Genomic DNA, 13,419 nt, shown 5'->3' with positions numbered 1-13,419 from the left:
GACGTGGCACAGAACAACTCATACAGCCGGGACGAAACACCGTCGCGGCTCAAGGAGCGACACGTGAAGCGTAACAAGAACTCGACTCTCAGCAACGATCCGCTCTGGTACAAAGACGCGATCATCTATCAGATCCACATCAAGTCTTTCTTCGATGCGAACAACGACGGCATCGGCGATTTCCCCGGCCTGCTGGCGAAGCTCGACTACATCTCCGAACTCGGCGTGGATACGATCTGGCTGCTGCCGTTCTATCCGTCGCCACGGCGCGACGACGGTTACGACATCGCCGATTACCGCAACGTGCATCCCGATTACGGCACGCTCGCCGACGTGAAGCGTTTCATCCAGGAAGCGCACGCGCGCGGCATTCGCGTGATCACCGAACTCGTTATCAATCACACGTCCGACCAGCACCCGTGGTTCCAGCGCGCGCGCCTCGCGAAGCCGGGCTCGAATCATCGCAACTACTACGTCTGGTCAGACACCGACAAGAAGTACGAAGACACGCGGATTATTTTCATCGACTCGGAGCCGTCCAACTGGACCCATGATCCGGTCGCGGGGCAGTACTACTGGCACCGCTTCTTCAACCACCAGCCGGACCTGAACTTCGACAACCCCGCCGTGCTCAAGGAAGTGCTGCAGGTGATGCGCTTCTGGCTCGACATGGGGATCGACGGCTTGCGGCTGGATGCCGTGCCGTATCTCGTCGAACGCGAAGGCACGAACAACGAGAACCTGCCGGAAACACACGCGATTTTGAAGAAGATCCGCGCGACTATCGACGCGGAATATCCGAACCGGATGTTGCTGGCCGAAGCGAACCAATGGCCGGAAGACGTGAAGGAGTATTTCGGCGACGAAGACGAATGCCACATGGCCTTCCACTTCCCGCTGATGCCGCGCATCTATATGTCGATTGCGAGCGAGGACCGCTTCCCGATCACGGACATCATGCGGCAAACGCCGGATCTTGCACCGACCAACCAGTGGGCCATTTTCCTGCGCAATCACGACGAACTCACGCTGGAAATGGTCACGGATTCCGAGCGCGACTATTTGTGGAACACGTATGCGAGCGATCGGCGCGCGCGTCTGAATCTCGGCATTCGCCGCCGTCTCGCGCCGTTGATGGAGCGCGACCGGCGCCGGATTGAACTGATCAATTCGCTGCTGCTGTCCATGCCGGGCACGCCCGTGATCTATTACGGCGACGAACTCGGCATGGGCGACAACATTCACTTGGGTGATCGCGACGGCGTGCGTACGCCGATGCAGTGGTCATCGGATAGAAACGGCGGTTTTTCGCGCGCAGACCCCGAGCAACTCGTGCTGCCGCCCGTGATGGGTTCGCTCTACGGGTATGACGCCGTCAACGTGGAGTCGCAAAGCCGAGACCCGCACTCGCTGCTCAACTGGACCCGCAAGATGCTCACGGTGCGTCGCGGGAAACAGGCGTTTGGCCGAGGCACCATTCGTTTCCTGCGTCCGAACAACCGCAAGATCCTGGCGTATCTGCGTGAGGTCGAGGGTGAACCGCCAATCCTGTGCGTGGCGAATCTGTCGCGGGCGCCGCAGGCCGTGGAACTCGATTTGTCCGAGTACGCCGGGTCGGTGCCTCTGGAAATGACCGCGGATTCCGCGTTCCCGCCGATCGGGCAGCTCACGTATTTGCTGACCTTCCCGCCGTACGGTTTCCTGTGGTTCCAGTTGTGTCCGGGCAATCAGCGTCCGGCATGGAGCCAGGCGCCGTCCGAGCAATTGCCCGAATTCGTGACAATGGTGATCCGCGCCGGCCAGACCGGCCCAACACCGGAAAACGTGCGCTTGCTGGAGTCGGAAGTGCTGCCGTCTTATTTGAGCAAGCGGCGCTGGTTTGCTTCGAAGGACAAGAAGCTGATAGGCGTGCGTCTGGCGGCATTGACGACCATTCCGGAAGCGGGTTTTGCGTTCACGGAGATCGAAGCCGATGTCGGCGATCACGTCGAACGCTACGTGCTGCCGCTCACCATTGCATGGGGCACCGAAACGACTTCGCCGCTCTATATGCAGCTCGCGCTCGCCCGTGTGCGCCAGGTTCGTAATATCGGCCATATCACGGACGCCTTCGCCGTCCCGAACTTCACCTACGGCGTGCTGAAGAAGCTCTTGCAGCGGGCGGTCATTCCCACGGTGCAGAAGAGCGAGATCCGCTTTATTCCCACCGAACGGCTCGACGCGCTTGCCGCCAACTTCAAGCCTGGAGAACCACCGCCGGAAATTCGCTGGCTGGCGGCGGAGCAGAGCAACAGCTCGCTCGTGATCGGCGATCAGATCGTACTGAAACTCGTGCGCCGGCTTGTCGGCGGGATTCATCCGGAAGCCGAAATGAGCCGGCACCTGACGAAGCTCGGTTACCAGAATACGGGACCGCTATTCGGCGAAGTGGTGCGGGTGGACCCGGAAGGCGTGCCGCATACGCTGTGCATCTTGCAAGGGTTTATCGACAACCAGGGCGATGCGTGGAATTACGTGCTCGATTACCTGCGCCGGACCGTGGATGAACTCGCGCTGGCCGTGGATACCGGCGACCACTCGGTGGACCGCGAGAAGGAAATGCTCGGGATCGAGGGGTATCGGAAAGTCACGGGGATCATCGGACGGCGGCTGGGCGAACTGCATGTTGCGCTCGCTCAACCTTCGGATGACCCCGCTTTTGCGCCGGAGAAGGCATCGAAGAAGGACGTGCGTGGCTGGAACGACGGCACGCACACGCTGCTTGTCACTGCGCTCGATATCCTCGCATCGAAGCTTCTGGAGTTCAGCGAGCACGACCGCGAGATGGCGCAGAGCCTGCTCGATCGCCGTGATTTGCTGCTCGCGGCCGTGCAAAGGCTCGTGCCTGAAAACGCCGATGCGCTGCGCATCCGCATTCACGGTGACTTCCATCTGGGTCAGGTGCTGATGGCGCAGGGCGACGCGTTCCTGATCGACTTCGAGGGCGAACCTGCGCGGCCGCTGGAAGAGCGCCGCAAGAAATCGAGTCCGTTGCGGGATGTGGCCGGTTTATTGCGTTCCTTGTCGTATGCCAGCGCCGCTGCGCAACCGACGACCGGCAACGCGCCACAAGCGACCGCCGATCGCAGGCGTGCGCTGTTCGAGCGCCTGCGTGGTCATGGCGAGGAAGGTTTCCTGCTCGAATATCACGCGGCGGTAGAGGCTTCACCACAGCCGATTGCCGGCGATGCAGCCACCTTCGCCGCCCTGCTCGATCTTTTCCTGATCGAGAAGGCAGCCTACGAAATTCGCTACGAAGCGGCGAACCGTCCGACGTGGATCGGCTTGCCGTTGCGTGGCCTCGCGTCGCTCGCGAGCCGCCTGCTTGGCGATACGGGCGCGCCGGCTGCCCCTGGCACGCGACCTGTGGACGCCGCACTCAAGGACACCTCTGATGGAACCGAACATGAATAAGCGCACAGACGAAAAACTGCTGACCGAAGGTCTGCATCCGCTCGATATCGACGCGCTCGTCGAAGCTCGCCATCCCGATCCGTTTTCGAAGCTTGGGCTTCATCAGACCGACGCCGGCCCCGTGGTCCGCGTGCTGTTGCCCGGTGCAAGCGGTGTGCAGGTGCTCGATCGCGACAGCAGCAAGCCGCTTGGCACGCTGACGCAGGTTCATCCGGCGGGGTTGTTTATTGGGTTTATCGACGAGATGCAGGCGTATCGGCTCAATATCGATTGGCACGGTACGCCGCAGGAAGTCGCCGATACCTATTCATTCGGCCCCGTATTAAACGATGAAGCGTTGAACCGCATTTCCGGCGGGGACCCGTACGCGGTGATGGAATGCCTGGGCTCGCGGCCGGTCGTGCATGGCGGCGTGGCCGGCGTGCGCTTTGCGGTATGGGCGCCGAATGCGCGACGCGTCTCGGTGGTGGGCGACTTCAACTCGTGGGACGGCCGCCGGCATCCCATGCGCCTGCGCCATAGCGCCGGCGTCTGGGAACTGTTCGTGCCGGGGCTTGGCGCGGGCACGCGCTACAAGTACGAGATTGTCACGCGAGAAGGCCACACGTTGCCGCTGAAGGCCGATCCGTGCGCGATGCAGAGCGAGTTGCCGCCGGCGACGGCTTCGGTGGTGGCGGATGCTGAGGCTATCGATGGATACGCGTGGACCGACAGTGAGTGGATGAACTCACGCGGACCCAGGCAGACCATGCACGCGCCGATCTCCGTGTACGAGGTGCATGCGGAATCGTGGCTGCGGGTGCCGGAGGAAGGCAATCGCGGGTTGAACTGGCATGAGCTTGCCGAGCGCCTGATTCCGTACGCGAAGAGCATGGGGTTCACGCATCTGGAGTTCATGCCGATTGCGGAGCATCCGTTTGGCGGGTCGTGGGGATATCAGCCGTTGGGGCAGTTTGCGCCGTCGGCGCGGTTTGGGACGCCGGAGCAATTCGCTGAGTTCGTGAACCGCGCGCATGAGGCCGAGCTGGGGATCATTCTCGACTGGGTGCCGGCGCATTTCCCGAACGACGCGCATGGTTTGATCGAGTTCGATGGCACGCCGCTTTACGAACATGCGGACCCGCGAGAGGGCTACCACCAGGACTGGAACACGATGATCTATAACCTCGGCCGTAACGAGGTTAGCGCGTTCCTCGTGGCGTCGGGGTTGGCCTGGTTGAAGCGTTACCACGTCGATGGATTGCGCGTGGACGCGGTGGCTTCCATGTTGTATCGGGACTATTCGCGCAAGGCGGGCGAGTGGGTGCCGAACATGTATGGCGGCCGCGAGAATCTGGAGTCGATAGCATTTCTCAAGCGCCTTAACCACGAAGTCCGCCAGATTCCTGGTGCGATTACGATTGCTGAGGAGTCGACAGCGTGGCCGGGTGTGACGGCATCGCTTGAGCACGGTGGGCTTGGTTTCGATTTCAAGTGGAACATGGGCTGGATGCATGACACGTTGCACTACATGGAAGAGGATCCGGTCAATCGGAAGTACCACCACAACATGTTTACGTTTGGGATGGTGTATGCGTATTCCGAGCGATTTGTGTTGCCGCTTTCACATGATGAGGTGGTTCATGGAAAGGGTTCGTTGATTGGGAAGATGCCGGGCGATCATTGGCAGAAGTTTGCGAATCTGCGTGCGTATCTGGGATTCATGTGGACGCATCCGGGCAAGAAGTTGTTGTTCATGGGCGGTGAGTTTGGTCAGTTTGGCGAGTTCAATCACGATGCATCGCCGCACTGGCATTTGCTTGACGATGCGTTTCATGGTGGCTTGCAGAAGCTCGTTCGCGATTTGAACCGGGTGTATGGAGAGGAGCCGGCGCTGTACAAGCTTGATAGCGATCCTCACGGGTTTGACTGGTTGATCGGCGATGACGCGGCCAATAGTGTGTTTGCGTTCCGGCGTACGGATGGTGAGGGGCGAGAGTGCGTGGTGATTTCGAATATGACGCCGGTGCCGCGGCTGGGATATCGGGTGGGGTTGCCGAGGGGTGGGAAGTGGAGTGAGATTGTGAATTCGGATGCGTCGGTGTATGGCGGATCGAATATGGGGAATGGGGGCGTGATTCACGCCGAGAATGTTTCGAGTCATGGGCGGGAGTGGTCGGCTGCTCTGACTTTACCGCCGTTGGCGACCATCGTTTTGAGGGCCGATTAACAGGGGGGGTTTCGTTCGCACTTGGTCGAGGATTTTTCGTTCGCACTCGGGTTGGGGTTTGGTGGGGCGGTTTATGGTTGTGGGGCGAGTTAGAGGGTGGGGGTGAGGTTGGGTGACGGGGGTGCTTTAAGGGGTTAGCAGTCGGAGTCAGTGCCGGGGTGCCAGGTTCTGGGGTTAGTGGTCGGAGTCAATGCCGGGTTGCTGCTTTCGGCCGTGGTGGTCTGCGAGAGTTGGATTTTCTCTTTACCACTATTAGCCACTGTGCGTGGCGGCACGTCATTTCTTTGTCCAAAGCGACAAAGAAACGAAGCAAAGAAAACGCTTTTACAACCCGCTACCCTAAGTGTCCACAGCGTGCAGTTTTGATTCATAGGTGCCCCAAAAGCACGGTGCTCGCCAGAACCACCGATGTTTGAACCCCTCCTTCTCGCGAATCCTGACACGAACACGCTTCGCCCCCAACGCTCTCGGGCAAGCACCATTGCCCAGGAATCAGCACGGCCGACCTCACGCGTATTTGCTGCTCCGTTTCTTAGTGGATTTGCCGCCCGGTTTGCGCACTTATTTTCTTGAGCTACGCCTAGGATGCCTTTGCGGCCTCGTTTTTTGATCGGTTAGCCGATGGTCTTCGGCAAGTGATCTGCGAGTCTATTCTTAGTGGACCGCACGACCGTCTGCCTATTTTTTGCGTCACTTTTTTAGTGTGTTTGCTTGACATGCGCGGTGCTTTTAGTCGCTTACGGACCTACGCATTTTGGCGACTTTATTTCTTGGCGGGTTGGCTACGTGGTTCGAGGCACTTACACATTTGGTGGTGGTCGTCCGCGGATAGCGCGAGGTGCCCCTTGGGCAGATTCAGTCACTGGTGGCGAAGCGTGTGGGTATCCGTGTTCGGAGAAGGAGGGGTTCACACATCCTCTGCTCTGGCGAGCACCGTGCTTTTGGGGCACCCATGAATGAAAACTGCACGCTGTGGACACTTAGGGTAGAGCGGTTAAAGCGTTTTCTTTGCTTCGTTTCTTTGTCGCTTTGGACAAAGAAATGACGTGCCGCCACGCACAGTGGCTAACAGTGATAAAGAGAAAATCCGACTCATGCAGACCGCTAACGCTGAAAGCACCAACCCGGCACTGACCCCGACCGCTAACGCAGGAACCTGGCACCCTGACATCAACTCCGACCGCTAACCTTGGAACCTAGCCCCCCAACACCACCCCGCCACCCCCGAACCACCAACCAACCAAACCACCAAAAACCCGAGTGCGAACGGAAACCCCATGGCTAATTCATTTCCCGACAAGTTACTCCCGGGCGCGGCTTACCCGCTCGGAGCCAACTGGGACGGTTTAGGCGTCAACTTTGCAGTGTTCTCAGCGAACGCACACAAAATCGAAGTCTGTCTCTTCGATACCACCGGCCGCAAAGAGCTCGCCCGCTTCGAGCTGCCCGAATGCACCGATGAAATCTGGCACGGCTACCTCCCCGGCGCACACCCCGGCACGGTCTACGGTTTCCGTGCCCACGGCCCCTATCAGCCGCACCACGGCCATCGCTTCAATCCCCACAAACTCCTCCTCGACCCCTACGCGAAAAAACTCGTCGGCCAATGGCGCTGGTCCGACGCACTGTTCGGCTATCGCGTGCACTCGAACCGGCTCGACCTGTCGATGGACCGCCGCGATTCAGCCCCCGCCACCCCCAAATGCGTCGTCACCGACGACGCCTTCGACTGGTCCCGCGACACACGCCCGAACGTCCCCTGGGGCGAAACCGTCATCTACGAAACACATGTGCGCGGAACCTCCATGCTGCGCCAGGACATTCGCCAGCACGAACGCGGCTCGTTCGCGGCGCTATCGTCGCCGTGGTTCATCGAACACTTGCAAAAGCTCGGCATAACCGCTGTCGAATTCCTCCCCGTACACGCGTTCCTCAACGATCGCTTCCTCGTCGAACGCGGTCTCAAGAATTACTGGGGCTACAACACGGCAGGGTTCTTCGCGCCCGAACCGTCATACCTGTCGACCAACCGGCTGAACGAAATGCGCATCGCCGTGCGCCGGCTCCACGCGGCGGGCATCGAAGTGATTCTCGACGTGGTCTACAACCACACATGCGAAGGCAACGAACTCGGGCCGACCGTGTCATGGCGCGGCCTCGATAACGCCAGCTACTACCGCCTGATCCCCGGCGACGAACGGCTCTATATCAACGAAACCGGTTGCGGCAATACGGTGAACCTGTCGCATCCACGCGTCCTGCAAATGGTCATGGACTCGCTGCGCTACTGGGCGACGGCCTTCAATATCGATGGCTTCCGGTTCGATCTCGGCGTGACGCTAGGCCGCGAAGGCCATGGTTTCGACCCGGGTTCCGGTTTCTTCGACGCCATCCGCCAGGACCCGATCCTCAATACGCGCAAGATGATTTCCGAACCCTGGGATATCGGCCCGGACGGTTATCAGGTCGGCAACCACCCGCCAGGATTCGCCGAATGGAACGATAAATTCCGCGACGGCATACGCCGCTTCTGGCGCGGCGACGCCGGCGTGCGGCCCGATCTCGCCGCGCGTCTCACCGGCTCCGCCGAGCTGTTTCATCGGCGTATGCGCAAGCCCTGGGCATCGGTGAATTTTGTCGCCTCGCACGACGGTTTCACGGTCGCGGACGTGACGTCCTACGAGCAGAAACACAACGAAGCGAACCAGGAAGGCAACAACGACGGCCACAACGAAAACTGCAGCTCAAACTGGGGCGAGGAAGGCCCGACCGATGACCCCGCTATCCTCGAAACCCGCGGCCGCGTGGCACGCGCGCTGATCGCGACGAACCTGCTGTCGCTCGGCACGCCCATGCTGCTCGCCGGCGACGAATTCGGCCGCACGCAACGCGGCAACAACAACGCGTATTGCCAGGACAACGAGATTTCGTGGATCGACTGGCGCCAAGCGGATTCGCCCGCCGGCCGCACGATGACGGACTTCGTCGCCCGCGTCATCGCGCTGCGCAAAAACTACCCGCTGTTGCGGGAAATGCGCTTTCTCCACGGCGATCGTGAAGTGCTGCCGGGTCTCTACGACGTCAGCTGGTTCGACGAACGCGGCTCGGCGCTGACTATCGACGCGTGGCAGGACCCCGAAGGACGCGCGCTGACGCTGCGTCGCGCGGGGCCCGGCCTGAACGGGGAAGTCGATGTCATCCTGATCATGATGAACGGATCGTCGGAGGCGCTGAGCTTCTCCGCCCCAGCACCGCACTTGGAATGGAACGTGCTCATGGATAGCGCTGTGCCCGACGCGCTGCAGTATCCGCTGATCGGCGGGGAACTGGAGGTACAGGCGCACAGCGTGGCCGTGCTGCTCGCGCAGCCGACCGGGGACGCCGACTGGCAGGCCGTCTGGATGGCCGGCGCCCACGAGGGGCCGCGGCTCTTGACGGCGTTGCCGCCGGACCCGGGCACAATCGGACCGCGACGGACAGCGGAACCCTGGAAGACGCCCGTGCCCGAGCACGCGCCGCCCGCAAAGGAGGAAAATTGAACGGCTCGAAGACGGTTCGCAGATGTCATGCAAAAGTCATGCAAAACGCCGGGCAGGCTCCAAGCCAAGTAACTGACCAAGCGCACTGAAGGCCACACACATCATGTCCGAAACCCCGATCGATCCGCACAAGCGTCACCATGCCTATTGCCTGCCCTTCGGCGCTCATCTCACCGATGCCGGACATACGCGTTATCGCTTCTGGGCGCCTTCGCTTACGGCTGTGCAACTGGAGCTCTACCCTGATGAAGAGAGTGCGGCGACCACGCTCATCGACATGACCCCAACCGCCGACGGCTGGTTCGAAGCGCTGGCCGTAGGCGGCGCGGGCACGCGTTACCGGTATCGGATCAATGCGGATCTGGCGGTGCCCGATCCGGCCTCCCGTTTCCAGCCCGACGACGTCCATGGCCCGAGCGAAGTGATCGATCCGCGTGTGTATCGCTGGGAAAACACGAACTGGCATGGCCGGCCGTGGGAAGAAACCGTGCTTTACGAAGTCCATGTGGGCGCGCTGGGCGGTTATGCCGGTGTGACGCGCCGCCTGAAGGAGTTCGCGCATCTCGGCGTGACGGCCATTGAACTGATGCCGCTCAACGACTTCAGCGGCAGCCGCAATTGGGGTTACGACGGCGTGCTGCCCTACGCACCCGATTCGGCCTACGGTACGCCTGACGAACTGAAGACACTCATCGACGCCGCGCATGGTCTCGGACTGATGGTCTTCCTCGACGTGGTCTATAACCACTTTGGACCGGACGGCAACTATCTGAGCGCCTACGCCAAGCCGTTCTTTCGCGAAGGCGTGAATACGCCGTGGGGTCCGGCGATCGATTTCGAACGTCCGCAAGTGCGCGACTTTTTCTTCGACAACGCGCTGTACTGGCTGAAGGAATATCGTTTCGATGGCTTGCGCCTGGACGCCGTCCACGCCATCAACGACGACGAATGGTTGCGCGAACTGTCGGACCGCGTACGTTCGTCCGTGGAACCGGGCCGGCATGTGCATCTGGTGCTGGAGAACGAGCACAACACATCGAACCTGCTCGAATCGCATTTCAACGCGCAATGGAGCGACGACTCACACAACACGCTCCACGTCCTGCTAACCGGCGAGGACGAAAGTTATTACAGCGCCTACAGCGACCAGCCGATCCAGAAGCTCGCGCGCGTGCTGAGCGAGGGTTTCGTGTATCAAGGCGAGCCCTCGCCCATCCACGACGGCCGGCCGCGCGGCGAACCAAGCGCTGGCTTGCCGCCCACGGCTTTCGTGATGTTTTTGCAAAACCACGATCAGGTCGGCAACCGTGCAATGGGCGAGCGCTTGCGCTCGTTATGCAGCGAAGACTCGCTCTACGCTGCAACCGGCCTGATGCTTCTCACACCGCAAATCCCAATGCTGTTCATGGAAGAGCAGTACGGTTCCACGCAACCATTCCTGTTTTTCACCGATTACCACGACGAACTCGCCGATGCCGTGCGTGAAGGGCGTCGTAAGGAATTTGCGAAGTTCTCCGCTTTCACCGACGAAAAACGCCGCGCCCAGATTCCCGATCCCAACGCCATCGAGACCTTCAAAATGTCGTCGCCCGATGAAAGCAAGCAAGCCGCCGATCACAACGACTGGCTGCACTTCTATCGCTCGGCGCTGGCCGTGCGCACGAAGCTGCTGATGCCTCACCTGAAGAATGCGAAGGCGCTAGGCGCCAAGGTGATCGGAGAGAAAGCCGTGCTGGCAAACTGGCGGCTCGGCGACGGCAGCACCTATTCCGTCGCGCTCAATCTGGGCAAGCAAGCCGTGCCACTCACCGGCCATCCGCCGGGCAAGGTCGTATTCGAAACGCCGGCTCGGGCCCGCGACGCGGCGGATCGCGGCGAGCTGGGTGCAGAGACTTTTATCGCGTGGCTGACGGGCGATTTCGCCGATGCCGCATTCAATCATGACGCACGCCGCGTCAAAGCTTCGGGGAAAACCTCGTGAGCACGACCCTCAATACCCCGGCTACGCCGGATAAAACCCCCAGCGCTATCGAGGCGCTCGCCACCAAGGCCGGTTTCGAGGTCGAGTGGCGGGACGCGCACAAAGAGATCCGGCGCGTACCGGAAGAGACGCTGAAAGTGCTGCTGGAACGCCTCGGCCTGCCCTGTGACAATCCCACGCAACTCAAGCAGAGCGCAGCGACGCTCGATGCGGAATTGTCCGGGCGCAAGTTGCCGCCGTTGATGACCGCGGAGATCGATCGCGCCATTGCTCTGCCGATGGCGGCCGTGAAATCCGGCGCGCGGTATCGGATCGAACTGGAAAGCGGCGCGGTCATCGACGGGCGGTTTACGTCGCCGAAAGGGGCCACCGCATTGCTCTCGCCGATCTCCGAGCCGGGCTATCACACGCTGGTGATCAATGAGCAGCGCACGACGCTCGCGGTGGCGCCGCCACGCTGTTACACCGTCGACGATGCCTGGCACGCGCTCCAGCCCAGCATGCAGGCTACCCCGCAGGCAACCCCGCCGATGTGGGGCGTGGCCGCGCAGGTTTACGGTTTGCGGCGCGTGGGCGACGGCGGTGTAGGCGACTTCTCCGCGCTCGCGACGCTTGCGTCAGAAAGCGCGCAGCGCGGCAGCCATGCAATCGCGATCAGCCCGATGCACGCGATGTTCAGCGCAGAGCCGAATAAATTCAGCCCGTACTCGCCTTCATCGCGCTTGTTCCTGAACATCGCGCACATTGATCCGGCAGCGGTGCTGGGCGTGGAAGCGGCACAAGCGGCAATAAAAACAGCCGGTGTCGCCGATGAATTCGCCGAACTCGAGGCGCTGCAGCTGATCGACTGGCCGCGCGTGGTGACCGCGAAACTGGCCGTGCTGCGCGCGTTGTTCGCGCAGTTCAACGCGCAACTCAGTGCTCACGAAAACGACACGTTGCACAAGGATTTCGCCCGCTTCGTGAAACGCGGCGGACGCGCGCTGGAAGATCACGCGCGCTTCGAGGCGCTGCAGGCAACGCAATTGAAGGAAGCCAACGAAGGCCACTGGCGCAACTGGGCCGGTGAACTAAGCGATCCGCGCAGCGCGGCCGTCGCGGAATTCGCCGCCGCGCATAAAGACGAGGTCGATTTTTTCCTCTTCGCGCAATGGCTCGCGGCCAAGGGCTTGTCGCATGCGCAACACGTCGCACGCGACTCGGGCATGGCGATTGGCTTGATAGCCGATCTGGCCGTGGGTTGCGACAGCGCGGGCAGCCACGCGTGGTCGTATCGGGATGAAATGCTGCAAGGCGTGTCGGTGGGTGCGCCGCCCGACCTGTTCAACCAGGCCGGGCAGTCATGGGGCCTCACCACGTTTTCCCCGCGCGCCATGCGCACGCAGGGCTTTTCAGCGTTCATCGATATGCTGCGTGCCGCGTTCACGCTCGCGGGCGGCATTCGTATCGATCACATTCTCGGCTTGCGGCGTCTATGGCTCGTGCCCGACGGCGAAAGTGCGAAGAACGGCGCCTACCTGCGTTATCCGCTCGACGACCTGTTGCGGCTGATCGCGCTCGAATCGTGGCGGCATAAAGCCATCGTGATCGGCGAGGATCTCGGCACGGTTCCGCCCGGCTTCCGCGAACGCTTGCAGGAACACGGCCTGCTCGGCATCCGCGTGCTCTGGTTTGAACGCGCGGAAAAAGGCCCGGGCTTCAAGGCCCCGGCCGACTGGGATCACGACGTGGCCGCAACCACCACCACCCACGACCTGCCGACGGTCACCGGCTGGTGGATCGGCGAGGACATTGTGTGGCGCGCGAAGATCGGGCAGACGGCCGCGCGAGCGGACGGGCAAGATCCTGTCGAGATCGCCCAGGTGGAGCGAGGCGAGGATCGTAAATTGCTGTGGTCTGCGTTTCAGGAAGCCGGTGTCGCTGCGCCCGATGTCTCCGTGGCCGCCGATATTTCCCCGCAAACCGCACCCGTAGACGAAGCGCTCGCGTTCGTGGCGTCCACGCCCGCGCCGCTTGCGATCTACCCGCTGGAAGACCTGCTCGCGCTCGCCGAGATGCCGAACCTGCCCGGTTCCATCGACGAGCATCCGAACTGGCGCCGGCGGCTGGCTGTACCCGTATCCGAACTCTTCGATGACGATTCGTTCGTCGACCGCCTGCTCGCTGTCGATCAGGCCCGGCAAAAATCCGCCCAGACGAAGGCGGCCACGCATAACGCTTCACCCACCGACTGAGAC

Annotated in this window: 5 protein-coding genes; all 5 read left to right on the top strand. The window is 61.4% G+C overall.

Annotated features, from left to right (window positions below):
• Positions 1-63: 63 nt before the first annotated feature.
• Positions 64-3,453, top strand: a complete 3,390-nt coding sequence (treS, locus tag ACSQ8V_RS19170; RefSeq protein WP_436206773.1) for a maltose alpha-D-glucosyltransferase — start codon at positions 64-66, stop codon at positions 3,451-3,453.
• Positions 3,446-5,662 (top strand): 1,4-alpha-glucan branching protein GlgB, encoded by a 2,217-nt coding sequence (gene glgB, locus ACSQ8V_RS19165; protein WP_436206772.1) that lies wholly within the window; start codon positions 3,446-3,448, stop codon positions 5,660-5,662. Before treS ends, glgB begins: the two co-directional genes overlap by 8 nt.
• Positions 5,663-6,939: 1,277 nt before the next feature.
• Entirely contained in the window at positions 6,940-9,201 is a 2,262-nt protein-coding gene (glgX, locus tag ACSQ8V_RS19160) for a glycogen debranching protein GlgX (RefSeq protein WP_436206771.1), read from the top strand.
• Positions 9,202-9,304: 103 nt separating this feature from the next.
• Positions 9,305-11,182, top strand: coding sequence for a malto-oligosyltrehalose trehalohydrolase (treZ, locus tag ACSQ8V_RS19155; RefSeq protein ID WP_436206770.1), 1,878 nt, complete (start codon positions 9,305-9,307; stop codon positions 11,180-11,182).
• Positions 11,179-13,416, top strand: coding sequence for a 4-alpha-glucanotransferase (gene malQ, locus ACSQ8V_RS19150; RefSeq protein WP_436206769.1), 2,238 nt, complete (start codon positions 11,179-11,181; stop codon positions 13,414-13,416). Before treZ ends, malQ begins: the two co-directional genes overlap by 4 nt.
• The last annotated feature ends 3 nt before the right edge of the window (positions 13,417-13,419 follow it).

Source organism: Caballeronia sp. LjRoot31, assembly GCF_964253885.1.
Lineage (GTDB): Bacteria > Pseudomonadota > Gammaproteobacteria > Burkholderiales > Burkholderiaceae > Caballeronia.
The sequence above is the reverse complement of the archived record's forward strand: the minus strand, read 5'-3'. Positions and strand labels throughout refer to the sequence as shown.

Excerpts from the sequence above, each read along its gene's own strand:
- glgX (WP_436206771.1), top strand. The coding sequence starts at position 6,940 with ATGGCTAATTCATTTCCCGACAAGTTACTCCCGGGCGCGGCTTACCCG.
- glgB (WP_436206772.1), top strand. The coding sequence starts at position 3,446 with ATGAATAAGCGCACAGACGAAAAACTGCTGACCGAAGGTCTGCATCCG.
- treZ (WP_436206770.1), top strand. The coding sequence starts at position 9,305 with ATGTCCGAAACCCCGATCGATCCGCACAAGCGTCACCATGCCTATTGC.